Source organism: Lentzea sp. NBC_00516 (assembly GCF_036346835.1).
Lineage (GTDB): Bacteria > Actinomycetota > Actinomycetes > Mycobacteriales > Pseudonocardiaceae > Lentzea > Lentzea sokolovensis.
This window is the reverse complement of record NZ_CP107840.1, coordinates 9280074-9305982: the sequence shown is the minus strand read 5'-3', so window position 1 is coordinate 9305982 and position 25909 is coordinate 9280074. Positions and strand designations below refer to the sequence as shown.

Below are 25909 nucleotides of genomic sequence, written 5' to 3'. Positions count from 1 at the left end.
TAGCACGTGAGGCTACACAGGCTGGACTGCGTCAAGCCTGCTTGACCACCCGCTGCAGTTGCCGCACGAAATCGTGCGGCAGCTCTTCTGGGGGCGAGATGTTGAGCTTCGCCTCGACGACCAAGGCATTTCCGGTCAGGACGACATCGGCGTAGCAGGTGATGCCGGCCTCCTGGAGCGGACGCACGATCGGCAACAGCTTGGCTGACGTCTGCTTCGTCAACTCGCCGATTTCCTGACCATCGACGTACACCATCACGACTTCGCTCTTCGAACGCGGACCGGTGCGCTCCAGTGCCCGGAGACTGGCGACGACCAGCGCCTTGCCTTGTGGATGAACGCGAGTAATGAGCGGTCCGAGCACATCCAGATGGTCACTTTCCCGGGTCAACTGATAAGAACGCCCTGAAGGAATGGCCATGTGACGCGAGCGGCCGTCGATCTCGTTGATCGCGAAGAGGACCGCTGGTTCAGCCAGATCGAGCGACACGCTCGCGATGAAGTCCCCAGGTCCACGACGCCACCAGACTCGCGCACGACACTGGGCAGCTTTTCCAGCTCGTTCCACCATCTGCAGCGGGGTCGCGTACTCGGCAGCCGACTCGCGTGGCAGGTAGCCGACCAGTCGCCCCTCGATCAACACCTGGACCGCGTTGCGATCATGACGGTTCGACGGTTCACGGCGCAATTGAGCCACCATTTCCCGCTCACCGGTCGACGTGGCGCCGACCAGACCGCGCAATTCCTTGAAGTAGTGCGACTCACCGACCACTTCCTGACCGAACCAGCCACGCCCACGCAACAGAAGCGACTTTCCCGCGGTCGGCTCCACCGGTGAGGAGCGTGGTCGCGTCGACTGCCGCCGAGGCGCTTCAGTTGCGGTCGCGACTCCCGCGCAGAGTGAAAGCAGTCCACGGTACAACTGCTCGAAGTCCGCCTGCTGCTTGCGGGTGAAATGCAGCTGACAGGGGGCTTCGTCCCGAAGGGCAAGATCCAGACGGCCGTTTCGAAACAAGCCCGCTTTGGTCATCGAGGCCGACACCAGCTCCGCACTGGTCACCACGAGCCTGCTCCGGCCCAGCGCTACTTTCGCCAGCACGTTCTTGGGCTGGACGACGAGCTGCTGTCCGTCGAAGTCGACAGAAATTCCGTACCCGTCCACCGAATACTCCTGTCGACTCGTGACGCGCTCAGTGGCGCCGGCTCAACCGCGTTGTCGTTCTGCCAAGGGGTCTCCGTTACAGACCGTCGCGGGCATCGTCGTCACTGTCGGCGCGCGGACCATCCGTGAGATTCACTCGTCCGGCGGGCCCATTCGCGGATTTGCAACCAGCATGATCGAAGTGATTCGCACTGCCGCTGAGGAAAGGACGAAGCCATGTCCTTCAGGCCGTTGGTCGCGATGAAGAGCAAGATGGGCGAGTTCGAATCACTCCGCCATCTCGGCGATCACGGTGATTCCACTCCGAGGGTCATCATCGAGCTCCTCGATTCCGTACAACCGGAAGGTCGTGGGCAGCTCATGCCCGCACTGGTCGGAGCAGCGGTGCGGATGGCGGAGCGAGGTCGCCCCGCTTGGATCGACCCACACCTGCTGAGCTCCACAGCCGCGCTCGCTCGCTGCCCCGGCGGGGCGCTCGAGCACCTGGACAACCGCATCGAAAACGCGCTGGCCGACAAGCTCGGCCTCCTCGCCCCTGACGTCCCAGCCCTCATCCCCGTCGTCCCGGTCTCGGCGACCGATGACCGGCTCAGCACAGTCGCGTTGCTCCAGGAGCACCGGCCGAGAGAGATCGTGGTCCGCTTCCGCGACTTCCGCCTCGCCGCAGGTGAACTCGGCGACCGTCTGCGTCACATCGCCCGCCGAACACGAATCGACGACAACACGATGCACGCCGTCATCGATCTGGGCCATGTGGAAACCGTTCATCCGCAGCAGGTCGGACTGGCGTTGTCGCTCGCCAGGGCACTGACGGACCACCTCGGCCCGGATTCGACGACGCTGCTCGCCGGTTCGACACCTGCTGCCCGGCACGGTTTCGCCACCGCCGTCCGGGACCGGCCCGAGGTCCGAATCTGGCGCGAGGTCGCGAGTGGAGTGAGCGGCGCACGGATCAACTACGGCGACTACGGCGTGGCCCACCCGCACCCGTCGGCTCCAGGCAACCCTGGGCCTCGCACGATCAATCCCTACCTGTTCTACACGGTGCCCAACTGCGTGATCGCGATGCGGCGGCAGCTCGTCAGGGAGTCCGGCAAGGTGACGCCGGGCGCTGCCGCCGAGGCGTTCACCAACCTGGCAGACGAGCTCGTGGCCCGGCCGGAGTTCGCCGGCAGCGGCTATTCGTGGGGCGACCGCGAACTGGCGGGGTGCCGACGAGGAGGAGGCCAGACCGCGAGTTCGGTCTCGCGATGGATCGCGATGGCCATGTCGCATCACCTGGAACACCTGACCCGGCGGGCACCATCCGAGCTGTGACGTTCCCGCTGTCAGCCGACCACGTCCAGCAGATCCAGATAACCGGTGGTCGTGCGCCACAGCGCGTCCGAGTGCGGGGTGAGCTTGCCGGGGCTCCAGCGGTGGTCGGTGTAGTCCTGGTTCGCGCGCCGCAACGCCCTCAGGCTCACCTCGAACTCGTCCTCGACGCGCTTGCGCAGTTCCTCCTCCGACGGCGCGGCCGTGCGCACCAGCTCACCCGTGCCGTCGCTGACCGCCACGAGCGCTTCCTCGCTGACGCCGTCCGCCGCGCTCCAGACCAGTGCGGGCCGCTCGATGCGGTGGTTCCACACCGGAGCGTCCTTCGAGCGCCAGCGCGCCTCGAACGGGTTGCGCGACAGCCGGGTCGAGTTCGCCCAGTGCTCGGCGCCGACCGGCTCGGTCATCCACGGCACCTCGTCCACCGGCAGGTCGGTGACCAGCGCGACCTCGATGACGTCGACGTCGCGCGGCACGTCGAGCAGTTCGCCGAAGACCCACAGCTCCACCACCTGGAACCGGAAGAACGAGGTCGGCAGCTCGCCGCACTTCTCGGCGAGTTCGGCCAGGTGGTGCGTAGCGCGAGTCCATTTCACGAGGTGGATCATGCCTGACCTGGTGGCAGGGGCTTTGGCTCGGCTGGATGTCGTCGAGCCCACGCTGTGTGCGTTCCACGAGGTCTTCCGCGCGCCCTCTCTCGAGGTCGACCCCTCGCTGCCGTTCGCGGGCATGCCCATCGCGGTGAAGCGCGGCGAGCGGCGGAGCCACCGGGAAGCGTTGATAGCCATGGGGTGCGTGCCGATCGGGTTGACCACCACGCCCGATGGCAGCACCCCGTGGCAGACGTGGGGCCGCAACTCTCGCGGCCTCACACGCAACCCGTGGAACCTGGATCGCACGCCGGGTGGTTCGTCCGCGGGTTCGGCCGTCGCGGTGGCGTCCGGCGTCGTGCCGCTGGCCACGGGCGTCGACGGCGCGGGTTCGATCCGCATCCCGGCCGCGTGGTGCGGGGTGTTCGGGCTGAAGACGACCTCCTCCGAACGGGCCGCGGTCGGCGTCTTCACCCGCGACCCCGACCTGCTCGCGACCTATCTGGGCATCACGGCGGACACCACGCCCACTGCCGTCTGGTCGACGGATCTGGGCCTCGCCTCGGTCGACGACGAGCAGGCGTCGATCGCCCGGCAGGCGGCCGCCGCGCTGCGCCCACGCCCGGCCTCGTTGTCGCTGAAGGACCCCGCCTCCGACTGGTTCGCCGGCCGCTGCGGCCCGAACGCCGAGCTGGACTCGGTGTTCGAGGCCGCGGACCTGCTGCTCACCCCGGTCACGCCCGGCCCGCCGCACGGCCACGACGGTCCGGGCACGCGCATCAACACGTCGCTGACCTGGGCGTTCAACCTCAGTGGCCATCCGGCGATCAGCATCCCGGCCGGGTTCGACTCGTGCGGACTGCCGGTCGGGCTCCAAGCCGTGGCGCGACATGGCCGAGAAGCGGACCTGGTCGCCGCCGCACGCTTGATCTCCACCGCGGTGGAGGTTGCACCCTGGCCACCATGAACCTCGTCGTGCGCGCCGAACACCAATCCCTGTGGCTGTGCTTCGAGCCGTGGGCGAACCAGCACACGCTGCTGCCCGGCAGGTCGGTCGTGGTCCGGTTCCCTCCGGACCACGAGGTGGAGGTGGTGCACCACCGCGACGGCATGACGTTCTTCAACGTGGGCCCGCACCCCGACCTCTACGAGGAGGACGGGACGGCGTTGGAGATCTACAGCGAGTACATGCCGGTCTTTCCCGCCAACCTGCCGATCGCGGGGCTCAGACTCATCATGGACATCGTCCCGCCGATCCGGGACGAACCGGACCGCCTGAACTGACCCGATCGGGTGGTTTGATCCCAATCCACCCCGCCGACCCCGTCACGTGCTGTGTCCTCGTCGCTCGAGGAGGCCACGAATGGCGAGACGCATCGGTGGTGCCGGAGGCGGATCGGATCCCGGCGGAGGCAAGGCGGGCGCGGTGGTGATCGCGGGGGTGCTGGCGATGTCGGTCGCCTCGGGCGCCGGCGGACTGTCCGCCGGCGGCGGGGCCTCGACGGTCGCCGTCGACTCGGCCGGGGTGAACCTCACCAAGGCGAGGTCCGAGGGCAAGAAGTCCGCCCGCAACGGCGACGCGGACGGTGCGTGGCGTCAGATGAAGATGCGCACCCTCAAGCGGACGGCCAAGCCGGCGCTGGAGTGCGTGTCGCACTCCTTCGGCCAGGTGCGGGACCACTTCGTGCGCAACCCGTGCAAGTCGCTCGACCGGACGCTCTTCGCCGTCGGCGACGATCGAGGCAACGTCGCGGTCGTGTCCGTGGCGTGGGTCGGCTTCCGGAACCGGCGTGACGCGGGCGAGTTCAAGAAGCTGATCGACGTGCACGGCACCGGCGACATCACCCCGCTCGCCACCCCGCTGCTCGACCTGGCGGACGTCCGCTTCACCGGGCTGCACTACCAGTCGCGCCCGGACGGCGGCACGGTCGTGATCGCCGAGACGGAATCCGTGTCCGGCCAGGTGAGCGGCGAGACGCTGGACGCCATGGCCGACATCGCGAGCTGGCTGCCGCGTTAGGCGGCGACCGCTCGCACTGACCTCAACGCGGACGCCCACGCCACCAGTTCGTCGAGCATGGCGTTGAGCTCCTCGTGCTGCTGCGGCTCCCCCTGCAGGTCACCACGCCCGAACGCGACCTGCGTGCGCACGGTCGCCACCTTCAGTTCCGCAAGCACCAACCGCAGTTGCTCCACGGCGCGGAGGCCGCCGTTGCCTCCCAGCGACACGAACCCGGCCGCCTTGTCGTTCCACTCCGCGTACAGGTAGTCGAGCGCGTTCTTCAGCACGGCCGGGAACGAGTGGTTGTACTCGGGCGTGACGAACACGAAGCCGTCGTACGGCGCGATGAGCGACGCCCACTCTCGCGTGTGGGCGTGCGCGTACTCGCCGAAGATCGCGGGCACGGGCTCGTCCAGCAACGGCAGGTTCACGTCCTTCAGGTCGATGAGCTCGAACGAAGCGTCGGTACGGGCGTTGGCGATGTTCACGACCCACTGCGCCACGCCCTCGGAACGGCGGCCGGGACGCGTGCTCCCCAAGATCACTGCGATTCGCATGGCAGCCAAAGTACAACGATCGTAGTACTTAGTGCAATGAGCGTTGTATTAAGCTCCGAGGCATGCGACCGGACAAGCGGCAGGCGATCCTGCGCGGGGCGTTGAGCGTGTTCTCGCGCGACGGCTACTCGCGGGCGAGCATCGACGCCATCGCGAAGGAGTCGGAGGTGTCGACGCGCACGCTCTACAACCACTTCGCGGACAAGGCCGACCTCTTCCGCAACGTCATCCAGACGAGTGCGAGCGAGGCCGCGCAGGACCAGATCGCGATCATCGAACGGCACTTCCACAAGGTCACGGACCTGGAGAAGGACCTCACGGCGTTCGGGAGGGCCATGTGCGCCGAGCACGGCAACGCCACGCACTTCGCGCTGGTGCGGCAGATCAACGCCGAGCTCACCCACATCCCGGCCGACGCGATCGAGGCGTGGCAGGAGACCGGACCGCGCAGGGTGCGGCGTGAGCTCGCGGCCCGGCTCGACGCACTCGGGTTCCAGGATCCGCGGCGCGCGGCCGTGCACCTGATGCTGCTCACGATGACCGGCGAGCCCTCCATCAGGGGGACGCGGCCGGACGACGACGACATCGCGGCCGGTGTCAGGGTCTTCTTGCACGGGCACGATGTCGAGAAACGGCGAGAGGCTGCGACATAGGGCTATGGACACACGCGTCGACGACTACATCGCAGGACTGCCGGAGTGGCAGCAGGACATCTGCCGCGAGGTGCGCAGGCTCGTGCACGAGGCCGATCCGGGCGTCGAGGAGACGATCAAGTTCACGAACCGGCCGTACTTCGTGCTGGACGGCAACATCTGCGCGTTGCTCGGCACCAAGGACCACGTGAACGTGATGCTCTACGACAAGGCGAGCGTGCCGGACCCGCACAACATCATCACGAGCGGCCACGGCAACAAGACCGCGCGCATGATCTCCGTGTACCGCGACCAGCCCATCAACGCGCCGGCGCTCGTCGAGATGTTCCGCCACATCATCGCCGCCAACCGCCGTCGCAAGGGTGTCGGACCTCGTCGGTAGCCTCATGACGCATGGCGGTCGAGATCTACACCGACGGTGCGTGCAGCCCCAATCCCGGTCCGGGCGGCTGGGGCGCCGTGCTGCGGTACGGCGAGCACGAGAAGGACATGTACGGCGGTGACATCGGCCCGACGACGAACAACCGCATGGAACTGATGGCGCCCATCATGGCGTTGGAGAGCCTCACCCGCCCGTCCACCGTGGACCTGTACACGGACAGCACTTATGTCCGCAACGGCATCACCTCGTGGGTGCACGGCTGGAAGGCGAACGGCTGGCTCACGAAGGCCCGTGAGCCCGTGAAGAACTCCGACCTGTGGCGCCGGCTGGAAGAGGCCGCCAACCGGCACGAGGTGGAGTGGCACTGGGTCAAGGGCCACGCGGGCCACCCGGAGAACGAGCGCGCCGACCGTCTCGCCGTGCGCGGGGTCGAGGAGGTGACGGGGCGGGAAGCCAAGCAGCCCCAGGCAAAGCAGAAGAAGGCGGCCAAGCCCAAGCAACCGCGCGAGCTGAGCGGCGAACCGTGTGGCGCACCCACGAAGAAGGGCACGCCCTGCCCGATCACGGCCGGTGCGAACGGTCTGTGCCACGTGCACGACCCGGCGTTGCAATGTGGCGCTCTCACGAAGAAGCGCGTGCCCTGCACCATCGCGACCGGTGGTGGCCGGTGCGAATACCACCAGGATTCGCTGGAACTGTTCACGTAGCAACCGGCGTAGCGTCGCCGTCATGCTTCCCGAATCCGCCAGACCGGTGCTGGAGTCCAACGCACTCGGCCACCTCGTGACGCTCGGCCAGGACGGCTCCCCGCAGGTCACCATCGTCTGGGTGGGGCTGGACGGCGACGAGATCGTCTCCGGCCACCTGGCCTCGCACCAGAAGGTCCGCAACATCCGCAACGACGGCCGTGTGGTGCTGTCCATCGAGACGCCCAACATCAACGACCACGGCCTGCAGGAGTACCTCGTCGTCTACGGCACCGCACGCATCACCGAGGGCGGGGCGCCGGAACTGCTCCAGCGCCTCGCGCACACCTACCTCGGGCCGGAGGTGAAGTTCCCGCCGATGGACAACCCGCCGGCCGGGTTCGTCACGCGCATCAAGGTCGACCGCGTCGCGGGCGTGGGTCCCTGGGCCTCATAGCGGCTCGTAGCGGCTCGTAGCGGGAGTGGACCGCGGGCTGGCCCGTGTAGTTCGGGCCGGCCTTGTCGTCAGCGCCCAGGTAGGCGAACGGCAACCGAGGCCTGCCCGCCCCCTCGTAGCCGACCAGACGCTTGCGGCCGTCGTAGCTGAATCCGGCCTCGCGCAACGCTTTGGTCAGCGTGCGGCCGAACGGGGTGCCGTCGGCGCGACGCACGCCGTCGACGTCGAAGCTCGCCACGAACCGGCCGGTGGGCGTGAGCCAGGACGCGGCGCGGGCCAGCAGACCAAGCTTGTCGCCCACGTAATGCACGCCGTGAACGCAAGTCACCAGGTCGGCGGGTTCAGCGGGCTCCCACTGGTCGACGGGAGCGACGACGAAACTCAGTCCTGGACGGGCCGGCACGTGATGGTCGACCAGGTCCACGCCGATGATCGTCACGTCGTCCCGCGCGGCCTCGGCGAGTGCTTTTCCCGAGCCACAGCACAGATCCACCCACCGGGCACCGGATCTGAGCGCGAGGTCGGCCCCCAACTCGCGGCGATAGCTCGCCAGGCCTCGTTCCCGGTTCATCTCGCAGTTCGCGACGACCGACGAACTCCACAGCGCCTCGTCGTCCAGCAGGCTCACCGCAGCACCTTCGCCAGGCGCGCCATGCCTTCCCCGATCTCCTCCACCGTGTTGGTGGTGAACGACATCCGGAACGTCGCGTGGTCCGGCGTGGTCGCGAAGAACGGCGCGCCAGGCACGAAAGCGACGTCGTTCAGCAGAGCCTCCTTCAGCAGCACGGCGCTGTCCGCGTCGCCGGGCAGCCGCAGCCACACGAACATGCCGCCGTCCGGGTCGCTCCACGTCGTGCCGGGCGGCACGGTGGCGGGCAGCGCGGCGATCATCGCGTCGCGGCGGGCGCCGTATTCCTTGCACAGGCGGGCGATGTGGGCGTCGAGGTCGTTGTGCGCCAGGTAGGCCGCAGCGGCCGCTTGGTCCACTGTGGACGTGTGGAGGTCGGCTGCCTGCTTCACGGTCACCAGGGTGCGCAGCAGGTCCGCCGGGGCGCGTAGCCAGCCCAGGCGCATGCCGGGGGCGCCGACCTTCGAGAAGCTGCCCAGGTAGATGGTTCTATCGCTGATCGATGCGAGTGGCGGCACGGCCGAGCCGCGGTAGCGGAGTTCGCCGTAGGGGTCGTCCTCCACGACCCACAGCGAGTTCGCGGCGGCGATCTCCGCGATCTCCGCGCGGCGCGGAGCGGAGCGGACAGCGTGCGGCCTGTCGGATTCGCGAAAGTCGGCACCAGATAGAGCAAATCGGGCTTTTCCGCGGCCACCACGGACCTCAGCGACGACGGAACCAGGCCGTCGGAGTCGCTGGCGACGGGCACGATTCGGGCGCCGGTCATCTGGAAGCACTGCAGCGCGGCCAGATACGTCGGTTCCTCGACCGCCACGACGGCGCCCGGCCCCAGCAGTGCAGTGGCCACGAGGGTGAGCGCCTGCTGGGAGCCGGTGGTGATCAGGACGTCCGAAGTGGGCAGTCCCAGGCCGGTCAGGCGGGCGGAGACCAGGGCGCGCAGGTCCGGATTTCCTTCCGTGGGGGCGTATTGCAGCACGGAGCGGTCTCGCAGGGCGAGGTCGTAGGCGGCGCGCACACCGTCCAGGTCGAACAGTTCGGGGGCGGGAAGGCCGCCCGCGAAGGAGATGACCTCGGGACGGGAGGTCAGCGCGAGCAGGTCGCGCACCGGGGAACTGGCCACGGAGAGGGTGCGGTGCATGAACTTCACGTTAATCGGACCCCACTCCCGCCGAACGTCGATTTTCTGTCAGTGCTCGTGGCTAGCGTGGAGGCATGGACATCGAGACACGTGGAGAGCAGCCCTACGCCGCAGTCAGGGCCACGGTGACGCTGGAGACGTTCGCCAAGATCGCCGACCGTTTTCCCGAGGTCATGCAGTGGCTGGCCGATCGCGAGTTACCGGTCACGGGAGCGCCGTTCCTGCGGTACTTGCGCGTCACCGGCGAGGAGTTCGAGGTCGAGGCCGGGATTCCGACCGTCGCCGAGGTGCCCGGCGCCGGTGAGGTGTTCACGGCCACCCTGCCCGCCGGTCAGTACCTGGTCGCGCTCCACGAGGGCAGTCCGGACGGGCTGGCCGCCGTCACCGATCAGCTTCTCGCCCACACCGTCCAGTTCGACCGCGACGGCGACAGGTGGGGTGCGCGCCTCGAGACGTACTTCACCGATCCCGCGGTGGAGCCGGACCAGAACAAGTGGACGACGGAGGTGGCGATCCGCCTCGCGGGCTGAGGTAGCGCGTATATGCCGATCGAGCTATATTGCTGTCATGGCATCTACATTCGCCGTGCTGGCGGATCCGAGTCGCCGGGAGATCCTCGACCTGCTGCGTGAACGCGAGCAGCCGGTCGGTTACCTCGTCGACCGGCTGACGCTCGCCCAGCCGACCGTCTCGAAGCACCTCAAGGTGTTGCGGGAGGCCGGTCTGGTCGAAGTGCGCACCGACGCCCAGAAGCGCTGGTACCGGGTGTCGCCAGGTCCTCTGGCGGAGATCGACGCCTGGCTCGCGCCGTACCGGCGGATGTGGGAGAAGAGCCTCGACGCACTGGAACGCCGGCTCGACGAGATCGAAGGGGACTGACCGTGGACGCCGAACTGCGGATGATCGAGGGCAAGCCCGTGCTGCGCTTCGAACGGGCGCTGCGGCACTCACCGGAGAAGGTCTGGCGGGTCGTCACCGAACCCGCCGAGATGAAGCACTGGTTCCCGGCAGAGGTCGAGGTCGACGGCCGGAAGATGCGCTTCACGTTCCCGGACGACGCACCCGTCGACTCCGATGGCGGCGAGGGCGAGGTGCTGGAGTCCGACCCACCGAAGGTCTTCGCGTTCCGCTGGCTGAACGACGTGCTGCGCTTCGAGATCCTGCCGCGCGAGGACGGCTGTCTGCTGGTCTTCACCGCGGTCGTCACGAACATGCTGTCCGTGGGCCGCGACGCACCGGGCTGGACCACCTGCCTGGACGCGCTGGTCGCCCACGCCGACGGCACGAAGTACGAACCACCGACGGAGTGGTTGCCGCTCATCGAGCACTACGTCAGGAAGTTCGGCCTCGACGAGGGCACCGACCAGGCCGACGGCGTGCTGTTCGTCCGCGACCTCGCGTGGGCACCGCTGGACGAAGTCTGGAAGGTCCTCACCGAAGGCACCGAGGGCGCGGTACCGGTCCGCGCCGCCCACCCCGGCCTGACGCCGGGCGAGGTCACGAGGTCCGAGGCACCGCGCGTGCTGGAGTACGAGTGGCTCCAGGACGGCGAGCTGAAGGGCAAGGTGCGCTGGGAGTTCGAGCACGTACCGCTGCAGGGCACCACCCTCACGTTCGTCCAGGAGAACGCCCACGGCCCCGAAGCGCTCGCGGCCTGGCACGTGCACCTGGAACTGTTCTTCGCGGCCACGCAGGGCGAGATCCGCTGCCCGTGGCCCGCGGACCGCGAGAAGGAACTGACCGAGCGCTACGCGGAGCGCTGACCGAAAGGCACCGGCCCCCGGACGCGGCCGTCGCGCAACGGCCGCGCTGCCGGGGTCAGGCGTGCTGCACGCGGTCGACGAGGCAGGCCCAATCCGGCACGCCCCGCCGGCCAAGCTTGGTCGCCGTCCGCAGTTCGTGCGCCAGCACGGCCAATCGGCGGTCACGCGGGTCGGGCGCGAGGTCTTCGAGCCGCTGCACGTCGGCCGCGCTCAGGCGGAAGCCGACGAGCTTGGTCGAATCGATCCTCGCGATCGTCCACCAGCACGAGGCCGCCGCGTAGTCGCAGCCCAGCGTGCGGAACTGCTCCTCGGCGTCCAGGAGATCCCGCAGCGCCTCGGACTTCTCACGGGTGGCGAGCAGCAGGTCGGCACGCACCTGCCGCGACCTCGCGACCACCTCGGGATAGTCCGCGGTGGCGATGACGCTCGTGACGAACTCCTTGCCCTCGTTGTACTTCCGCGCCGTGAGGCAGAGCCGCGCCTGCAGGACGGTGAGCCAGTGGTACGGCTCGGTGCCCGGTGTCAGCAGGCCCTCGGCCACACCCGCGCTCTCCCACGCGGCCGCCAGGAGGTCCCGGTCGCCCGTCATCTCGTGCAGCAGCAACTGCTTCTCCGCGTGCAGCGAGGCGCACACCCCGACCTCCTCGCTGGTCGGTCCGCCGATGGAGCGGAACGACGTGGTCGCGAGGATCAGCAGATGCTCGCAGTTGCGCAGGTAGAACTCGCGGTCGTACGGCATGGCCTCCATCGCCATGTGCAGGAAGACGCGCGCGTGGGCACGCTGTCCCCGCGCGGCCGTGGGCAGGTCGCGGTACTTCTTCGCGATCTGCGTCCCCTCCTCGGCCACCGACGCCGCCTGGCTGAAACGGTGCTCCCGCAACAGGTGCCACGCCTTCCCCGACACGAGGACCTTCGCCATCAGGGACCCTTCCCCCTTCAACGGCGACGTCGACGAGAGCGTCTTCAGGCACACCTGCGACAGCCGGCTGACCAACCTGACATCACCGTGCGCCTTCGCGACGCCGACCACCGAGTCGAACGCCCTGGCGAGTTCGAGGTCGCTCTCGCCCTGCTCCACCAGTGCGTGCGCGAGCCGGTACGCGAGCTCCGACGACGGCGGATGCGCTTCCAGATCGGCCAGCATCAGCCGGGTCCGGTGCGCCACCCCTTGTTCCACCTGCATCACTTCACCCCCGTTCCCCACCTCGAGCGCGCCGAGACTGCGCACCAACTCCTCCTCGCCGAGCCGCGTGCCGGGATCGAACCGGTGGAGCACCAACTGCTGCAGGACGGACGGCAGCGCGTTCGCGTCGACGTCCGGCGGCACCACCGGCATCACGGCGCATCCGTTCGCGCCGCCGTGGTGGTAGATCTTGTGCCGCACCAGCCCCGCCTCGTAGCGCACTCCCCTGCGCTCCACAAAGTCGTTGGACTGCAACGCTTTCACGTAGTCGTCCGACACGATGACGAGAACCGTCCTGTCCCGGACCGCGGTCTCCATCCAGGCCGGAATGGACAGTGGACGGATGATCGGGAGATCGCCGTCCCAGAGCACGTCGAACCCGCGGGACCGCAACACCCCCACCACCGCCGAGGCGGCAGGACCCCCATCGCTACTGCTGTAGCTAACGAATATGGCCATCGCAGCGCCCTCTCCCGTGATGATCTACGAGGGGGTAGGTGCGATTTCTGGTGTCCTTGCGCATGATGAGCCTCCTGCGGGTGTGGTCGCGCGCCGGTCGGCGAAGACCGGTGTGGCGAGGACCAATCACCCGAAGGGGACCTGGATGGCGGCACTCATCAGGTTTTGAACGTCATAGGCTTGCCTACGGCGACATTGCCTCGCCTCATTGGACTGGGGTTCGGTTGTGATCTGCCATCGGACGGGTGGCTGTTGGCGCAGCCACCCGCCCGGCCCTAGCGATTCAGGCCCCTCCTAGCTCCTCAAGTCGTCGGTCGATCATCTTCGGCGTCTCACTTGCCGGCAGTGCGAAGTTCTCCAGCTGGTAGAAGTGGTTCAGGTACTCCTTGAGGTCCGGCCCGGACGTCTGGATCTCGTCGCGGCCGGGGAACTCCAGCAGCAGAGCGAAGTCCTCCTCCCCCTCCGAGAACTCGAGGATGGAGAACGAGCCCTTCATCGACGGGTGGATACCGGCGGCGAAAGGCAAGATCTGGATTGTCATGTTCGGAAGCGCACAGACTTCCCTCATCCGCACCAACTGCTTGCGGAGCACATCTTCACCACCGACCACCCGGTGCAGCACGGCCTCGTCCAGGCAGAACACGATCTCGGGGCCGTCCGGCTCCAGCAGCACCTGACGGTGCATCCGGATCTCGACACCGCGTTCGGCACGAGCACCCGACTGCCCGAATGCCGTGACCAGTTCCATCGCGTACTCCGGAACCTGGATCAGTCCCGGAATGACGTTGAGCTGACACTGCCGGATCCGGATCGCGGACGCCTCCAGCTCGACGAACCTCGCGAACTGCTCGCTGAAGGAGCCCCGGTACTTCTCCATCCACTCCGACTTCGACTGCCGGATCGCCCTGGTGATCCCCACCAGTTCGGCGACACGGGCGTCGTCACGCACCCCGTAGTGGAAGAGGAGTGCCTGGACGTCGGTGACCGATATCTTGTTCTCCCCCTTTTCGATCCTGATCAGTTTCGAAACAGACCAATCCATCGCGTCGGCGACAGCCTGCTGACTCAAGCCGAGCCCGTCCCGCGTCTGCCTCAGTTCAGCAAGCAGGCGCTTCTGCAGTACGACGGGACTTTCCTTCCGGGGCAACGCCCCTCCTCCCACGACCTGCTACATAGCAGAATGGTAACCCCCAATTAGAGGTTCTCCACAATGCTTGTCCACCAATTGACCAATTTCAAGAGGAGGGATAGCAGCATGAAGCCCCGCAGATCAACTTGCGGACTCCATCCGAGTGCAGCTCATCACCCGTTCGGCGAACTCACGAACGAGCAAAGGCCACGAACGCCCGCCAACCGGACCAGGCAACCACAAGCCGCCGACCGTTGCGGTCCTTGGAATCCCTGATCCACACCGCTGAGCCGTCAACCGCACACTCGACGCAGTTGGGATCGTTCCCGTTCGTGTAAGAACTGCGCTTCCACGTGAGCTCCGTCGCCACCGTCGCCCTCCCGGCAAGGTCCCCGACCCGACAAGGCCACACTTGAGCGTAGATCCGGCTAGTTGATCGATCTACCGCCAGAGGTCGCCTAGTACAACTTGTTGCCATCACGTGGAATCAGAGCGTGGCGAGCCGGTCGACGCCCACGCCGCTGATCAGCAGTCGTTCCTTGCGGTTGCCCGTGAGCCGAGCCGTCCAGTCGACGAACCCGCCGTCGCCGATCTCCACACCGTCGCGGAACACCTTGAAGCACAAGCCCTGGTAGTACCCGGTGCGCCGCGACGGTTCGGCGGGCAGATCGCCGCGCACCACCTCGAACTGCGGATCCAGCACCGTGACGCGGAATTCGACGTCACCACACGCTTCACGCAGGAACGCGATGTGCTCAGCGAAATGCTCGTGCTCAAAGGCGAGCGAGCCACGATCGCGCCCCGCCGACACCGCCGCGAACAACGTGAAGTGCGCGAACCTCCCGGCACCACCGAACAACTGCGCCCGCACCACGCGCTGCACTGCCGCCAGCCGCACGTCGTCCGGTCCAGCCTGCCGTAGTAGGGCGGCCTCCAAAGCGAGGGCGTTCGTCGGATCGGCCGCGACCTCGGTGCCGCGCATGGTCGACAAGATGTTGTTCTGGTCCATCTCCGCCACCGCGGAGCACGTCCCCAGCGGTGCCACGGGAGCGAGGCCCAGCACGGAGAACGACGACGGCAGCGCGGCCAGCAGCCGGTCCTCCGCCGCGCGCAGCACGGGGAACGGCACAGAAGAAGGCGCCACGAACCGGTCGGACCGGTACTGCCGCAACACATCGGCACCTGACAGCGCGCCGGCTCGACGGCGCGCCAACGCGAGCAGCAGGCTCGTGAGGTCGCTGCCGGGCAGGCTCGCGAGCCTGTCCAGCACCTCTTCGCCGCCCACCGACCGCAGTACTCGTGCCAGAACACCCATGCCTGCCATGATCCGCGTCCCGGCCAGCGGATTTCCGGCGAGCGCATCAGTGGATCACTAGGGTCGTGACCATGACCGAAATCCAGGAAGGCGAGTTGTGGGGCCACAAGGCAGCAGAGCGGGCGGCGCTCGGCGCGAAGATGTCCATGCCTGCCTGGAAGACCGCGATCGAACGCACCGGCATCACGGAGGGCAAAAGCGTTCTCGACCTGGCGTGCGGTAGCGGTGAGTTCTGTGCCGCCGCAACGGAAGCGGGCGCGAGAGCGACCGGGATCGACATCTCGAAGGCCATGATCGCGCTGGCGCGGCAGGCGAGCACCGCCGAGTTCCACGAGCTGCCGCTGGGGCGACTGCCTTGGCAGGACGGCACGTTCGACGTCGTGACGGCGTTCAACGCGCTGTTCTTCGCGGCGGATCCCGACGAGGCGTTCGCGGAGGCGGTCAGGGTCAGCAAGGACTACGTGGTCGTGTGCGAGTGGCACCCGGAGCACGCGAGCGACCTGCTGGTCGTCGGCCGGGCCGTGAGAGGGCCCGGCGGGCGCAAGGGCGCGACGCTGCCCGAACCGCACGAGAAACTCACGATCGACATTCCCCAGGAACATCCCGACGAGGCCACGATGCTGCGCAGCTTCCTGAGCGTGGGCAGCTATCAGCGCATCATCGAGAGCGAGGGGGAGGAAAAAGTCGCGGAAAAAATCAGGGCCGCAGTTGAACCGTTCCGAACCTCGGACGGTGCCTATCGATTTTCGAACAAGTACCTGATGTCAGTCTTCCGCAAGAACGATCAAGCAGCGAGCATCTGGTAGCCCGCGCTGGTCAGTGCCGCAGGGCCGGAACGGGCGCTGATCAGGCCCGCAGTGGTCAGGCGCAGTCCGGCGAACTGGTCGGCGCAGCACAGGCCGTCGACGAGCAGGGAGCTTCCGGCGATCTCGCAACGGCCGTCGGCCACTGCTCTGAGAACGGCGCGGTCGCGGTGGGTGAGCGATGAGTCGGTCATCTTCTTCTCCTAGCGGTCAATCCTCTACTTACTGATACGTCGAAAGAGAAGGCTTTGGTTCGACATCATCGTCAGAGAATTCTGCGCGTACCCCCAGAAGGCGTACGGCCCGGCCGTGCTCGAAGCGGTCCAGCACGACCAGAGCGGCCGCGGCCAGCTCGTCGGCGGAGGACGTCGGCGCAGGCAGCTTCATCAGACGGACCTTCGTGAAGAACGGCACGAACCGCACCTTCACACCCACGCGCACGGCCGGACGCCCCTCGGCGACCACATCCGCAGCCACCTGATGCGCCAGCGCCACGACCTCACGGCGGATGTCCTCCAACGAGGCGAGGTCCTGCTGGAAGGTCTTCTCGTGCGACCGGGACTTCACGACCCACGGCGTCGCGCTCACGACCGTGTCACCGGCGCCTTGGGCCACCCCGCGGAAGTACGGACCCATCCGCGGCCCGAACCGGGCGGCCAGCGCGTCGACGGACGCCGTGGCCAGGTCCGTCACGGTCACGAGACCGAGCTCCGCGAGCTTGCGCTCGGTCTTCGCGCCGATCCCCCACAGCGCGGACGTCGGCCGGTGCCCCATCACCTCGGCCCAGTTCTCCCGCGTGAGCCGGAAGACGCCGGCGGGCTTGCCGAACTCGGTCGCGATCTTGGCCCGCAGCTTGTTGTCGCCGATGCCCACCGAGCAGTGCAGACCGGTCTTCTCCAGCACCGCCGCCTGCAACGACCGCGCGAGCGCCACCGGGTCGTCCACCGCGGCGCCGACGAACGCCTCGTCCCAGCCCATCACCTCGACGACCACGGGGAACGAGCGCAGCACGGCCATCACGTCCGCCGACGCGGCCTCGTACAGGGCGTGGTCCACCGGCAGGTAGACGGCGTCCGGCAGCTTCTTGAACGCGGTCCGCAGCGGCAGGCCCGAGCGCACGCCGAACTCGCGCGCCTCGTAGGACGCGGTGGCCACGACCGCGCGTTCGGTCGGGTCGCCGTTGCCACCCACCACCACGGGCCTGCCGCGCAACGACGGATCGCGCAGCACCTCGACCGCCGCGATGAACTGGTCGAGGTCCACGTGAAGGACCCAGTCCGCCATGCTGGACAGTATGAAACGGTCGGCCGGAATCCTGCTCTTCAGACGACGCGAGCAGCTGGAAGTGCTTCTCGGGCACATGGGCGGCCCGTTCTGGGCCCGCAAGGACGCCGGCGCGTGGTCCGTGCCGAAGGGCGAGTACACCGACGACGAGACGCCCGAACAAGCCGCACGGCGCGAGTTCGAGGAAGAACTCGGGCTGCCGGTGCCGGACGGCGAGCTGATCGCGCTCGGTGAGGCCAAGGGCTCCGGCAAGGTCATCACGGTCTGGGCGCTCGAGGCCGATCTCGACCCCGGAGCCGTCACGCCGGGCACGTTCGAGATGGAGTGGCCGCCGAAGTCGGGTCAGAAGAAGACGTTCCCCGAGGTCGACCGCGTGCAGTGGTTCAGCGTGGAAGAGGCGAGCGCGAAGATCGTCTCCGCGCAACGCCCCTTCCTCGAACGACTTACGGCCAGATAGAGGAGACCCACTCCGGGTGGTCGATGAACGGGTTCCGGTTGTGCTGGAAGCTGTCGAAGATCACGTCGTTGCGACGCTTCTCGAACGTGTCCGGCGGGTCGGCGGCGCTCCAGGCCTTCAGCACCGAGAGCCTGCCCATCTTCGGGGCGGACCCGTTGGACACCAGGTCGTTGAGCTCCAGATCCGCGAACCCGTCGCCGCCCTGGTAGCGCACGGCCATGTAGAAGATCATGCGCGCGACGTCACCCTTCACCGCGGCGCGCGGCTCGAACGAGTCGCTGTCGTACTTGCTGCCCGTCGCCTCGGGGACCGCGTTTCCGCCGTTGTCGAAGTCCAGGTTGCCGCGAGTGGCGTTGACCGACACGTCCTCAGGACGCAGGTGGTGGATGTCGGTGCCAGGACCGGTGGTCGTGCCGAAGTCGCCGTGCGACTTGGCCCAGACGTGCTCACGGTTCCAGTCGTTGGCGCCGCCGCCGTTGGTCGACTTCGCCTGCGAACGGCCGCTGTACAGCAGGATCACGTTGTTCGAGTTCGACGGATCCTGGTCGGTGGCCTTCAGCGCGTCCCAGACCTGGTCGTAGTTGAGCTTGGTCTGGGTGCGGATGATCGAGTTCAACGCCGACTTCAGCGCCGCGCCGCTCTTGCCGCAGGCCGACGTGTAGTAGCTCTCGCAAGCCGAGGGCGGACCGCTCGTGGTCGGCGGAGTGGTCGTGCTGCTGGTCGGCGGGGTCGTGCCGGCGAACGCGAACGCCGTGGACGAGGTCAGCCCGGCGTGCGAGAAGTACGCGCTCAACGAGCCCGTGACGTCGATCTGCTTGCCCAGCAGCGACGGGTTCGTCTTCATGCCCCACGCCGCCCGGTACGACGACGGGATCTGCACGTAGACCATGTTCGAGGTGCTGGTCGTGGACGCCGAGTCGGCCAGCGCCAGCGCGTAGTCGTTGGTATAACCCGAACGGATGACCGTCGTCGTGGCCGTGGGTTGGCCGACGACATACCCGCGGACAGTCGCCGACGACCCGTTCTGGGTCGCGATCGCCTGCGCCACGGTGAGCGGAGCTGCTGCGACAGCGGCGGTCGACCCGTAAAGGCCGACCGCCGCCAACAAAGCGACAACTAAGGCAAGTGGACTCCACCGCGCCATGAGCACTCCCCGATCGTGTGGATGTGTGTCACACGATCGGTGTACATGGTCAACGCACGGTTAACGAGGGGTCACGGCACCAGGACGACCTTGCCCGTCGTCCGGCCGGACTCGACGAGCTCGTGGGCCTTCGCGGCCTCGGCCAGCGGCACCACGTGGTCGATCTGCACCTTGACCTGCGGCAACGCGGCCAGGTCAGCACCGGACGCGACGACGCTCAGGAACAGCTCGAACCGGATGCCCAGCTCGGAAGCTCGGTCAACGTCAAAACCCGGGTTGCCGGGAACGACCGACACGAGCACGCCACCGGGCTTGATCACCTGGGCGGACCGCTCCGCGTACTCCCCGCCGATCGTGTCCAGCACGACGTCGACCGGCTCGATCTCGGTGAAGTCCTGGTGGCGGTAGTCGATCACCTCGTCGACGCCGAGCGAGCGCAGGAAGTCGTGCTTGGCCGCCGACGCCGTACCGATCACGTACGCGCCGCGCGCCTTGGCGATCTGCACCGCGACGTGCCCGACACCACCGGCGGCCGCGTGGATCAGCACCCGCTGACCTGCCGACACACCGGCCCGCCCGACGAGCGTCTGCCACGCGGTCAGCCCCACCAACGGCGTCGCGCCCGCCTGCTCGACGGTCAGCCACGATGGCCGCCGCACCAGGTCGGCGGCGTTCACGACGGAGTACTCGGCGTAGCCACCACCGGCGCCGGGGAAGGTCAGCAGCCCGTAGACGTCCTCACCGGCCACGAACCCCTCGGCGTCCTGCACGACGGTGCCCGCGACGTCCCAGCCCAGCGTGAACGGCGGCTCCCCGAGCGCGGGGAACCCGCCGGAGCGGATGTATGTGTCGACCGGGTTCACGGCCGCCGCACCCACCTTGACCAGCACCTGACCTGGTCCGGCCACGGGCGTCGGCACCTCGGCGACCTCCAGCACGGACGCGTCGCCCACGGTCTTCTGCGTGATGACTCGCATGATGATCCCCCTCGATGTTCTCGACGGATACCATCTTGCAGTTAGCGCCAACTTCTAGAAAGTAGGCACTTGCAGGTGACTAACTCTCCCTGAGATAGAGGTCGCGGAGCAGCGCGATCTCCGCGGCGTGGTGGATCACCTCACGGTTGATGTGCAGCACCAGGGTCGCCATGGGCTCGGCCGCGAACGGACCCTCGGCCGGACCGACGGCTTTCGACAGGTCCGCCGTGCGCACGCCGGCCATCCACGCTTCGTAGGCGTCATCGAGCTGCTTCAGCGCGTCGTCCGCGGTCATCGCGAGCTGCCAGGTCGCGTAGTCGGCGGGCGGACCACCGAAGTGCGAGGCCGTGCGCGCGTTGAACACGCCCACGATGATGTGCGCCATCCGCCACGCGATCGTGGTGACCGGTACGGGCTCGGGCGCCGGGTACTGCCAGTCGATCGTGTTGTCCGGACGCACGGTCCACGCGTCGGGCACGGGCTCCCAGAAGTACTCGTCGTCGGTCATGCCTTCGAGCCGTGGCCGCAACTGCACGTTCCAGTGGAATTCGAGCTGGTCCGTCAACTGCTTGTTCCAGTCCATGCCCCGACGGTAAATCCGTTTGCGGACAACCACCGCCCTGGAAACACTCCGACCGTGGAAATCCGCACCTCACGCCCGGAAGATCTCCCCCAGATCGAGAAGCTCGTCGTCTCGCGCATGGACCCCAGCGACGGCGTGGACGCCCGTCTGCTGATGACCGATCCGGACGCGGGCTGCGACTGGGTCGGAGTCGCCGACGACGACGGCCGGATCGTCTCCACCCTCACGCTGATGGACGAGACGGTGACGCTCGCCGGCCTCGACATCCCGGCGGGCCAGATCGAACAGGTCGCCACCGACACCGAGTACGAGGGCAAAGGCCTGGTGCGCGGGCTGATGGACTGGGCGAACGACAGGTCGGCCGAGCGCGGTCACCTGCTCCAGTTCGTGATGGGCGTCCCGTACTTCTACCGCCAGTTCGGCTACGTCTACTCGATCCCGATCAAGCAGACCCGCCCGCTCGTCAGGAAGCCGGAAGCCGTTGCGGGACACACGATCCGGCGTGCGACCGAGGCCGACATCCCGGTGCTGAACCAGCTCCAGGACGAAGCCCAGCAGGGTGTGGACCTGCGCATGGGCCACGGCACGCCGTGCTGGCGCTGGCTGATCGACCGCACCGGCTCGATCACGTGGATCGTCGACCGCGACGGCACCCCGGTCGCCACCGGCCGCAGCACGCCGGAGGAAGAGGGCGACGTCGTGCTCGGCGAGATCGCCGGAATCGACGACGACGCAGTGAAAGCCTTGGTGGCACTGGTGAATCCGGCAGAGGTCGGCGAACGACACCCGGCGCTGGAGGATCATCTGGGAGCCAGGCGAGCGGACCTCGACCAGTACATGGTGCGCATCCAGAGCATCCCGGGGCTGCTGGAGCACCTGAGGCCGGTCTTCGCGCAACGCCTGCGGGGCCATGACCCCGACGAGGTGGTGCTCGGCTTCTACCGCACGCACGTCCGCTTCCGCTGGGACGGCGAGGAGATCGGCCCGTACGAGTGGGGCGGCACGATGCTCGGCCCCGGTTCGCAGGGCGGTGCGGGCATCGCCCCGGACCTCCTGGCGCCGTTGCTGTTCGGCCCGCACGGCATGGACGGGCTGCGCCGCCGGTTCTCCGACGTCTACCCCGGCCCGAAGGAGGACCTGATGACCAGGCTCTTTCCGCCGGTCACGAGCGATCTGCTGACCTTCTACCTGCCGTAACCCATAATAAACCGAGCGCTCGGTCTAGTATTGAGCGCATGACGACTGTGCAGGAGACCGCAGCTGTCCGGTACGGCATCTGGGTCGCGTGCCCGGCCGTCGGTGCCGCCGCGGGATGGGGGCTCAAGCTCGCGGCCGGGTGGATCACGACGCTGAGGTGGTTCCCGTTCCAGGGCGTGTTCGAGCTGGTCACGGACATCCCGGAGCCGTGGTCCACGCTCGCGGCGCTGGCCGTCGGCGCGGGCGCGGGCTTCGTGTTCGCGTTGTTCTGGGCGAGCGAGATGATGTCGGTCGAGGTCTCGCCGAGCCGGATCACGCTGCACAAGGACGACAGGACGTTCGGCTTCGGCCGCGACGAGGTCGAGTCGGCGTTCGCGGACGGCAAACAGCTCGTGCTGCTGTCGCCCGGTGGCGCCGAACTGGCCCGCGAGACCTCCGACCTGAGCAGGGCCAGGCTGGAACGGGCCTTCACCGAGCAGGGCTACCGCTGGCGCGACGCGGACCCGTTCGCCGGTGAGTTCCGGATGTGGGTCGAGCACGCGCCCGAACTGCCCGCGGACGTGAACGCGCTGTTCACGGCCCGCAGGAAGGCCATCGCGAAGTACGAGAACGCGGAGGCCGCAGAATTGGCGCGGGAGATCCGCAAACGCGGCGTCTCCGTGCGGGACGAGAAGAAGAGGCAGTACTACAAGTGCGAACGGTAGACCCGGTCAAGCACGCGGAGAAGAAGCGGCACATCACCGACACCGCGGCGGGGTTGTTCGCGCAGAAGGGTTTCGAACGCACGACCGTCGCGGACATCTGCAGGGCCGCGGACATCAGCACCGGCAGCCTCTTCCACTACTTCCCCACCAAACGGGCGATCTTCCGCGAGATCTTCGTGCAGGACGCCGAGGACAACGCCCAGATGTTCGCGAAGGCCCGTGAACTGAGCCCGTGGGACGGCGTCCTGCTGATGGTCGACCATCTGTGCGTGCCCGCGCTGGACAGGTCCGTGGCCGGGCTGGTGCTGGAGGTCGTGGCCCAGGCCAGCCGCGACCCTGAGCTGTGGGAGCTCGTCGGCCGCAACGAACAGGTGATGCGCGACGAGCTGGCCGTCCTGCTTCAGCAGGCGCACGACGCCGGCCAGATCACGCTCCCCGTGAGCGCGCTGACGGCCGCGACCTGGGCGCAGGGACTGGTCGACGGCCTGTTCGGCAGGCTGATCGACCCGGACTTCGACGCCACCGGACAGGTGAGCACCCTCCGGTTGATCCTTTCCCGATTCGTGGGTGCTGAAGCACCATGAGGGCATGGCCTACGACGTCGCAGCGGTCCGCGCCCACTTCCCCGCCTTGCGCGAGGGTGCCGCGCACTTCGACGGACCCGGCGGCGCGCAGGTGCCCGACGTCGTCGGCGAGGCCGTCAGGGCCACGCTGACCTCGGCGGTCTCCAACCGCGGCAGCGTCACGGCGGCAGAACGCCGGGCCGAGGAGATCGTGCGGACCGCCCGGCGCACGATGAGCGAGTTCCTCAACGCCGGCAGCATCGTGTTCGGGCGCAGCATGACCCAGCTGACCTACGACTTCGCCCGCACGCTGTCGAAGAACTGGCGGCCGGGCGACGAGATCATCGTGACCAGGATCGACCACGACGCGAACATCAGGCCGTGGGTGCAGGCGGCCGAGGCTGCCCGGGCCACGGTGCGATGGGCACCGTTCGACCGCACGACCGGTGAACTGCCCGTCGAGTCGGTGACGAAGCTGCTGTCCGACCGCACCCGCGTCGTCGCCATCACGGCGGCGTCGAACCTGCTCGGCACGCGTCCGGACGTCGCGGAGATCTCACGGGCGGCGCACGAAGCGGCGGCGTTCGTCTACGTCGACGGCGTGCACTACACACCGCACGTGCCGGTAGACGTCGAGGCGTTGGACGCGGACTTCTTCGTGTGTTCGCCGTACAAGTTCCTCGGCCCGCACCTCGGTGTGCTGGCGGCGGCGCCGGAACTGCTGGAGACGTTGCGGCCGGACAAGCTGCTGCCGTCGACCAACGCCGTGCCGGAACGGTTCGAGCTGGGCACGCTGCCGTACGAGCTGCTGGCCGGAACGACTGCGGCGGTGGAGTTCATGCGGGAGCTGGACGGCCTCGAGGAGCACGAACTCGGCCTCCGCCAGCAGCTGGAGAACGGCCTGCAGGAACTCGGCGTGCGCATCTACAGCAAGGCTTCGTCGCGCACGCCGACCGTGCTGTTCTCCGTCGACGGACTGGACCCGGCCGAGGTCTACCGCAGGCTCGGGGCCGAGGGCGTGAACGCGCCCGCCGGCCACTTCTACGCGCTCGAGTGCTCGCGGTGGCTCGGCCTGGGCGACAAGGGCGCCGTGCGGGCGGGCATCGGGCCCTACACCGACGAGTCCGATGTGGACCGTCTGCTCAAGGCCGTGGCCAAGCTCAGATGAACAGCACCAGCGCGGCGTAGATCGCGCCGATCAGCACGCTGATGTTGAGCTTTCGGGTCACGCGTTCACCGGGGTGCTCCGCGATCAACGACCGGGCGCGGGCCCACATCAGCTTCTCGCCCGCCTGCGCGTCCGGCAGGTGCGGCGTTGTGAGAACGTCGCCGTGCGGCCCGAACGCGAGCATGAGCTGAGGGCCGGAACGACGCACACCGTGCAATTGCGCCCACGGCACGCGGTAGGTGAAGACGCCGGTGTAGAGCACGACCGAGTTGTGGTCGAGACGGAGCATCGGCTGGAACCGCGTCACGGCCGACAGCACGCACTGAATGCCGATCAGCCCGAGCACGATGAGCTCGGGGTAGAACTTCAGCGCGATCAACGCACCGGCGGCGCCGAGCAGCAGTGCCACGCCCTCGACCCGCCGGCGGTCCCCCGGCCAGATCGCGTGCGGCAGCTCGACCGGCGTGCCCGCGGTGACCGGCTCGCCCGGCAGGTGTGCACTGTGGACGATGTGGCGTGGGCGGACGCGGTTCAGCGTGCTGGTCGCCACGACCTCGCCCTCGACGAGCAACGCCACCTGGCCGCCGTGGTGCCACTCGCCAGCGACGAGCACCTCGGCGGGTTCGAGCCGCACCGGCGGGTCCTCCTCGCCGCGCCACACGCGGCCGAACTCCTCGGTGTCGTGGTAGAGCGGCTCCTCCAGCCCGAGGTCGGCGAGCGTGGCGAGCGTGGCGATGTCCTTCTTGCCGTACCGCAACAGGATCCGGCGCGGCCCGATCTGGTGGATCTGCAGCCGGATGGCCTTCACCGGTCCCGTCCACAACGCGCGGCGGCGGCGTTCCCGCGCGGCCAGCAGGATCGCGACGAACACGGCGGAGCCACCGATGGTCAGCCACCACGTGACGTCCTCGGGTTCGTTCGCCATCCGCACCCACGTGCCGTCCGCGAGCACCGGCACCTCGTCGCCGACCTGATAGGACTCCGGCGCGAGCGGCTCGAACGCGGCGCGCTGCCGGTCCGGCAGCTCCACCCACACCTCGAAGGTGTTCTTGATCTCGACGACCTCGGCGTCGACGCGGCTGGCGTTCGCGATGTGCTGCTCGATCGCGTCGTTGGTGAGGCTGTACTGCACGAACGTCAGGAAGCCGAAGAGGACCAGCAGCACGGCGACGACCCGGAGAACTCCGCGTTGGGGCGGCAGGTCCGGCAGCGAGACGATCGTCGTGCCCGCCGCCTCGTGCTGGTCCGCACGCGACCTGACCGTCCACGCCGCCACCAACGCGCACGCGGCGGCGTGCAGCCCGAACGCCAGGTTCGCCACCGCACTGCCGTCGAGCATCAGGTCCATCGCACCGAACAGCACGCCCATCGCGCAGCCCGTCAGCACACGGCTGAACAACAGCAGCAACGGCGTGGCCAGCAGCGGAACCACCGCGAGAGAGAACAACGGGTCCGGCAGACACGGCTGCGAGACCGTGCACGGCGACTCGTTCGAACTCACGGCGAAGTAGAAGGCGACGATCCACCCACCGACGAGCCCGACCTTGGTCACCCACCACGGAACCGCGGCTGCTTGCCAGCGCTGGACGTCCACGGGACCGATCATGGCAC

The 25909-nt window shown here is 68.0% G+C and carries 31 protein-coding genes and 3 pseudogenes; 17 read left to right on the top strand and 17 right to left on the bottom strand.

Annotation, left to right across the window (positions count from 1 at the left end):
- Window positions 1-31: 31 nt before the first annotated feature.
- A complete protein-coding gene (locus OG205_RS43335) occupies window positions 32-1162 on the bottom strand; it encodes an HIRAN domain-containing protein (protein WP_330273559.1) in 1131 nt (376 codons plus the stop codon).
- Between the two features lie 216 nt (window positions 1163-1378).
- Here OG205_RS43335 and OG205_RS43330 point away from each other — a divergent pair, with 216 nt between their 5' ends.
- Entirely contained in the window at window positions 1379-2479 is a 1101-nt protein-coding gene (locus OG205_RS43330; RefSeq protein WP_330273558.1) for a beta family protein, read from the top strand.
- 11 nt (window positions 2480-2490) lie between these two features.
- Here OG205_RS43330 and OG205_RS43325 read toward each other — a convergent pair whose 3' ends face one another.
- The gene (locus tag OG205_RS43325; protein ID WP_330273557.1) at window positions 2491-3072 is read right to left on the bottom strand and encodes a DUF7711 family protein; all 582 of its coding nucleotides are present in this window, start codon (window positions 3070-3072) and stop codon (window positions 2491-2493) included.
- Between the two features lie 10 nt (window positions 3073-3082).
- On the opposite strand from OG205_RS43325, the gene OG205_RS46875 reads away from it, so the two are divergent.
- The 3 genes from OG205_RS46875 to OG205_RS43305 all read left to right on the top strand — a co-directional run bounded on the left by OG205_RS46875 (window position 3083) and on the right by OG205_RS43305 (window position 5086).
- Window positions 3083-4033 (top strand): amidase family protein, encoded by a 951-nt coding sequence (locus OG205_RS46875; protein WP_442916678.1) that lies wholly within the window; start codon window positions 3083-3085, stop codon window positions 4031-4033.
- Complete coding sequence (locus OG205_RS43310; protein WP_330273556.1) at window positions 4030-4350, top strand: hypothetical protein; 321 nt, start codon at window positions 4030-4032, stop codon at window positions 4348-4350. Before OG205_RS46875 ends, OG205_RS43310 begins: the two co-directional genes overlap by 4 nt.
- Before the next feature lie 79 nt (window positions 4351-4429).
- On the top strand, window positions 4430-5086 hold the full coding sequence (locus OG205_RS43305) for a hypothetical protein (RefSeq protein ID WP_330273555.1): 657 nt from the start codon (window positions 4430-4432) through the stop codon (window positions 5084-5086).
- Here the strand turns inward: OG205_RS43305 and OG205_RS43300 are convergent.
- Entirely contained in the window at window positions 5083-5625 is a 543-nt protein-coding gene (locus tag OG205_RS43300; RefSeq protein WP_330273554.1) for an NADPH-dependent FMN reductase, read from the bottom strand. The genes OG205_RS43305 and OG205_RS43300 overlap by 4 nt on opposite strands.
- Before the next feature lie 62 nt (window positions 5626-5687).
- Here OG205_RS43300 and OG205_RS43295 point away from each other — a divergent pair, with 62 nt between their 5' ends.
- From OG205_RS43295 to OG205_RS43280, 4 genes and pseudogenes are all read left to right on the top strand, one after another.
- On the top strand, window positions 5688-6278 hold the full coding sequence (locus tag OG205_RS43295; RefSeq protein ID WP_330273553.1) for a TetR/AcrR family transcriptional regulator: 591 nt from the start codon (window positions 5688-5690) through the stop codon (window positions 6276-6278).
- Window positions 6279-6282: 4 nt separating this feature from the next.
- Window positions 6283-6660 carry a DUF1801 domain-containing protein gene (locus OG205_RS43290; protein ID WP_330273552.1) on the top strand — a complete coding sequence of 126 codons (378 nt, stop codon included), beginning with the start codon at window positions 6283-6285 and terminating at the stop codon, window positions 6658-6660.
- An 11-nt stretch (window positions 6661-6671) separates the two neighbouring features.
- Window positions 6672-7109: pseudogene (gene rnhA, locus OG205_RS43285) on the top strand (ribonuclease HI); the annotation flags it as partial.
- A gap of 280 nt (window positions 7110-7389) precedes the next feature.
- Complete coding sequence (locus OG205_RS43280; RefSeq protein WP_330273551.1) at window positions 7390-7803, top strand: PPOX class F420-dependent oxidoreductase; 414 nt, start codon at window positions 7390-7392, stop codon at window positions 7801-7803.
- Here the strand turns inward: OG205_RS43280 and OG205_RS43275 are convergent.
- The 3 genes and pseudogenes from OG205_RS43275 to OG205_RS43265 all read right to left on the bottom strand — a co-directional run.
- Window positions 7760-8431 (bottom strand): class I SAM-dependent methyltransferase, encoded by a 672-nt coding sequence (locus tag OG205_RS43275; protein ID WP_330273550.1) that lies wholly within the window; start codon window positions 8429-8431, stop codon window positions 7760-7762. The two genes, OG205_RS43280 and OG205_RS43275, sit on opposite strands and share 44 nt — an antisense overlap.
- Window positions 8428-8994, bottom strand: coding sequence for a PLP-dependent aminotransferase family protein (locus OG205_RS43270; protein ID WP_330273549.1), 567 nt, complete (start codon window positions 8992-8994; stop codon window positions 8428-8430). Before OG205_RS43270 ends, OG205_RS43275 begins: the two co-directional genes overlap by 4 nt.
- 119 nt (window positions 8995-9113) lie before the next feature.
- A pseudogene (locus OG205_RS43265) lies at window positions 9114-9569 on the bottom strand (aminotransferase class I/II-fold pyridoxal phosphate-dependent enzyme); the annotation flags it as partial.
- Window positions 9570-9643: 74 nt separating this feature from the next.
- Here OG205_RS43265 and OG205_RS43260 point away from each other — a divergent pair.
- Genes OG205_RS43260 through OG205_RS43250 form a run of 3 tightly spaced genes read left to right on the top strand, consistent with a single transcriptional unit; the run spans window position 9644 to window position 11332 of the window.
- Window positions 9644-10099, top strand: coding sequence for a GyrI-like domain-containing protein (locus OG205_RS43260; RefSeq protein WP_330273548.1), 456 nt, complete (start codon window positions 9644-9646; stop codon window positions 10097-10099).
- A gap of 37 nt (window positions 10100-10136) precedes the next feature.
- On the top strand, window positions 10137-10448 hold the full coding sequence (locus OG205_RS43255; protein ID WP_330273547.1) for an ArsR/SmtB family transcription factor: 312 nt from the start codon (window positions 10137-10139) through the stop codon (window positions 10446-10448).
- Window positions 10449-10450: 2 nt separating this feature from the next.
- The gene (locus tag OG205_RS43250; RefSeq protein WP_330273546.1) at window positions 10451-11332 is read left to right on the top strand and encodes an SRPBCC domain-containing protein; all 882 of its coding nucleotides are present in this window, start codon (window positions 10451-10453) and stop codon (window positions 11330-11332) included.
- A gap of 55 nt (window positions 11333-11387) precedes the next feature.
- Here the strand turns inward: OG205_RS43250 and OG205_RS43245 are convergent, their stop codons facing one another.
- The 4 genes from OG205_RS43245 to OG205_RS43230 form a co-directional block, all read right to left on the bottom strand.
- Window positions 11388-12911, bottom strand: coding sequence for a hypothetical protein (locus tag OG205_RS43245; protein WP_442916677.1), 1524 nt, complete (start codon window positions 12909-12911; stop codon window positions 11388-11390).
- Between the two features lie 346 nt (window positions 12912-13257).
- The gene (locus tag OG205_RS43240) at window positions 13258-14121 is read right to left on the bottom strand and encodes a helix-turn-helix domain-containing protein (protein ID WP_330273544.1); all 864 of its coding nucleotides are present in this window, start codon (window positions 14119-14121) and stop codon (window positions 13258-13260) included.
- Between the two features lie 172 nt (window positions 14122-14293).
- Window positions 14294-14581, bottom strand: a complete 288-nt coding sequence (locus OG205_RS43235; RefSeq protein WP_330278364.1) for a DUF397 domain-containing protein — start codon at window positions 14579-14581, stop codon at window positions 14294-14296.
- 9 nt (window positions 14582-14590) lie between these two features.
- Window positions 14591-15418 (bottom strand): hypothetical protein, encoded by an 828-nt coding sequence (locus OG205_RS43230; RefSeq protein WP_330273543.1) that lies wholly within the window; start codon window positions 15416-15418, stop codon window positions 14591-14593.
- Between the two features lie 71 nt (window positions 15419-15489).
- Here OG205_RS43230 and OG205_RS43225 point away from each other — a divergent pair, with 71 nt between their 5' ends.
- Window positions 15490-16224, top strand: a complete 735-nt coding sequence (locus OG205_RS43225) for a class I SAM-dependent methyltransferase (protein WP_330273542.1) — start codon at window positions 15490-15492, stop codon at window positions 16222-16224.
- Here OG205_RS43225 and OG205_RS43220 read toward each other — a convergent pair.
- On the bottom strand, window positions 16203-16415 hold the full coding sequence (locus OG205_RS43220) for a hypothetical protein (protein ID WP_330273541.1): 213 nt from the start codon (window positions 16413-16415) through the stop codon (window positions 16203-16205). The genes OG205_RS43225 and OG205_RS43220 overlap by 22 nt on opposite strands.
- A 28-nt stretch (window positions 16416-16443) precedes the next feature.
- On the bottom strand, window positions 16444-17505 hold the full coding sequence (locus OG205_RS43215; RefSeq protein ID WP_330273540.1) for a DNA polymerase IV: 1062 nt from the start codon (window positions 17503-17505) through the stop codon (window positions 16444-16446).
- A gap of 10 nt (window positions 17506-17515) precedes the next feature.
- On the opposite strand from OG205_RS43215, the gene OG205_RS43210 reads away from it, so the two are divergent.
- Entirely contained in the window at window positions 17516-17962 is a 447-nt protein-coding gene (locus OG205_RS43210) for an NUDIX domain-containing protein (protein ID WP_330273539.1), read from the top strand.
- Here OG205_RS43210 and OG205_RS43205 read toward each other — a convergent pair.
- The 4 genes and pseudogenes from OG205_RS43205 to OG205_RS43190 form a co-directional block, all read right to left on the bottom strand.
- Window positions 17949-18728: an endonuclease I family protein gene (locus tag OG205_RS43205; protein ID WP_330278363.1), complete on the bottom strand. Its 780-nt coding sequence runs from the start codon at window positions 18726-18728 to the stop codon at window positions 17949-17951. The two genes, OG205_RS43210 and OG205_RS43205, sit on opposite strands and share 14 nt — an antisense overlap.
- A pseudogene (locus tag OG205_RS43200) lies at window positions 18714-19106 on the bottom strand (DUF6359 domain-containing protein); the annotation flags it as partial. The pseudogene OG205_RS43200 and the gene OG205_RS43205, both read right to left, overlap by 15 nt.
- Window positions 19107-19177: 71 nt before the next feature.
- A complete protein-coding gene (locus OG205_RS43195) occupies window positions 19178-20083 on the bottom strand; it encodes an NADP-dependent oxidoreductase (protein ID WP_330273538.1) in 906 nt (301 codons plus the stop codon).
- Between the two features lie 79 nt (window positions 20084-20162).
- A complete protein-coding gene (locus tag OG205_RS43190; protein WP_330273537.1) occupies window positions 20163-20666 on the bottom strand; it encodes a DinB family protein in 504 nt (167 codons plus the stop codon).
- 54 nt (window positions 20667-20720) lie between these two features.
- On the opposite strand from OG205_RS43190, the gene OG205_RS43185 reads away from it, so the two are divergent.
- From OG205_RS43185 to OG205_RS43170, 4 genes are read left to right on the top strand one after another with little or no spacing between them, the layout of a single operon-like run.
- A complete protein-coding gene (locus OG205_RS43185) occupies window positions 20721-21863 on the top strand; it encodes a GNAT family N-acetyltransferase (RefSeq protein WP_330273536.1) in 1143 nt (380 codons plus the stop codon).
- Window positions 21864-21901: 38 nt separating this feature from the next.
- Window positions 21902-22567, top strand: a complete 666-nt coding sequence (locus tag OG205_RS43180) for a YqeB family protein (RefSeq protein ID WP_330273535.1) — start codon at window positions 21902-21904, stop codon at window positions 22565-22567.
- Window positions 22555-23151, top strand: a complete 597-nt coding sequence (locus OG205_RS43175; protein WP_330273534.1) for a TetR/AcrR family transcriptional regulator — start codon at window positions 22555-22557, stop codon at window positions 23149-23151. Before OG205_RS43180 ends, OG205_RS43175 begins: the two co-directional genes overlap by 13 nt.
- A gap of 4 nt (window positions 23152-23155) precedes the next feature.
- Entirely contained in the window at window positions 23156-24298 is a 1143-nt protein-coding gene (locus tag OG205_RS43170) for a cysteine desulfurase-like protein (RefSeq protein WP_330273533.1), read from the top strand.
- On the opposite strand, the gene OG205_RS43165 is transcribed toward OG205_RS43170, so the two are convergent.
- On the bottom strand, window positions 24291-25904 hold the full coding sequence (locus OG205_RS43165) for a hypothetical protein (RefSeq protein WP_330273532.1): 1614 nt from the start codon (window positions 25902-25904) through the stop codon (window positions 24291-24293). The genes OG205_RS43170 and OG205_RS43165 overlap by 8 nt on opposite strands.
- Window positions 25905-25909: the final 5 nt, after the last annotated feature.

What these genes read in the sequence shown, in the direction of transcription:
- OG205_RS43215 (WP_330273540.1), bottom strand. Translation starts at nt 17,505, where the DNA reads ATGGCGGACTGGGTCCTTCACGTGGACCTCGACCAGTTCATCGCGGCG.
- OG205_RS43280 (WP_330273551.1), top strand. Translation starts at nt 7,390, where the DNA reads ATGCTTCCCGAATCCGCCAGACCGGTGCTGGAGTCCAACGCACTCGGC.
- OG205_RS43295 (WP_330273553.1), top strand. Translation starts at nt 5,688, where the DNA reads ATGCGACCGGACAAGCGGCAGGCGATCCTGCGCGGGGCGTTGAGCGTG.
- OG205_RS43235 (WP_330278364.1), bottom strand. Translation starts at nt 14,581, where the DNA reads ATGGCAACAAGTTGTACTAGGCGACCTCTGGCGGTAGATCGATCAACT.
- OG205_RS43260 (WP_330273548.1), top strand. Translation starts at nt 9,644, where the DNA reads ATGGACATCGAGACACGTGGAGAGCAGCCCTACGCCGCAGTCAGGGCC.
- OG205_RS43220 (WP_330273541.1), bottom strand. Translation starts at nt 16,415, where the DNA reads ATGACCGACTCATCGCTCACCCACCGCGACCGCGCCGTTCTCAGAGCA.
- OG205_RS46875 (WP_442916678.1), top strand. Translation starts at nt 3,083, where the DNA reads ATGCCTGACCTGGTGGCAGGGGCTTTGGCTCGGCTGGATGTCGTCGAG.
- OG205_RS43300 (WP_330273554.1), bottom strand. Translation starts at nt 5,625, where the DNA reads ATGCGAATCGCAGTGATCTTGGGGAGCACGCGTCCCGGCCGCCGTTCC.
- OG205_RS43310 (WP_330273556.1), top strand. Translation starts at nt 4,030, where the DNA reads ATGAACCTCGTCGTGCGCGCCGAACACCAATCCCTGTGGCTGTGCTTC.
- OG205_RS43255 (WP_330273547.1), top strand. Translation starts at nt 10,137, where the DNA reads ATGGCATCTACATTCGCCGTGCTGGCGGATCCGAGTCGCCGGGAGATC.
- OG205_RS43195 (WP_330273538.1), bottom strand. Translation starts at nt 20,083, where the DNA reads ATGCGAGTCATCACGCAGAAGACCGTGGGCGACGCGTCCGTGCTGGAG.
- OG205_RS43305 (WP_330273555.1), top strand. Translation starts at nt 4,430, where the DNA reads ATGGCGAGACGCATCGGTGGTGCCGGAGGCGGATCGGATCCCGGCGGA.
- OG205_RS43230 (WP_330273543.1), bottom strand. Translation starts at nt 15,418, where the DNA reads ATGGGTGTTCTGGCACGAGTACTGCGGTCGGTGGGCGGCGAAGAGGTG.
- OG205_RS43225 (WP_330273542.1), top strand. Translation starts at nt 15,490, where the DNA reads ATGACCGAAATCCAGGAAGGCGAGTTGTGGGGCCACAAGGCAGCAGAG.
- OG205_RS43210 (WP_330273539.1), top strand. Translation starts at nt 17,516, where the DNA reads ATGAAACGGTCGGCCGGAATCCTGCTCTTCAGACGACGCGAGCAGCTG.
- OG205_RS43290 (WP_330273552.1), top strand. Translation starts at nt 6,283, where the DNA reads ATGGACACACGCGTCGACGACTACATCGCAGGACTGCCGGAGTGGCAG.
- OG205_RS43190 (WP_330273537.1), bottom strand. Translation starts at nt 20,666, where the DNA reads ATGGACTGGAACAAGCAGTTGACGGACCAGCTCGAATTCCACTGGAAC.
- OG205_RS43165 (WP_330273532.1), bottom strand. Translation starts at nt 25,904, where the DNA reads ATGATCGGTCCCGTGGACGTCCAGCGCTGGCAAGCAGCCGCGGTTCCG.
- OG205_RS43330 (WP_330273558.1), top strand. Translation starts at nt 1,379, where the DNA reads ATGTCCTTCAGGCCGTTGGTCGCGATGAAGAGCAAGATGGGCGAGTTC.
- OG205_RS43170 (WP_330273533.1), top strand. Translation starts at nt 23,156, where the DNA reads ATGGCCTACGACGTCGCAGCGGTCCGCGCCCACTTCCCCGCCTTGCGC.
- OG205_RS43180 (WP_330273535.1), top strand. Translation starts at nt 21,902, where the DNA reads ATGACGACTGTGCAGGAGACCGCAGCTGTCCGGTACGGCATCTGGGTC.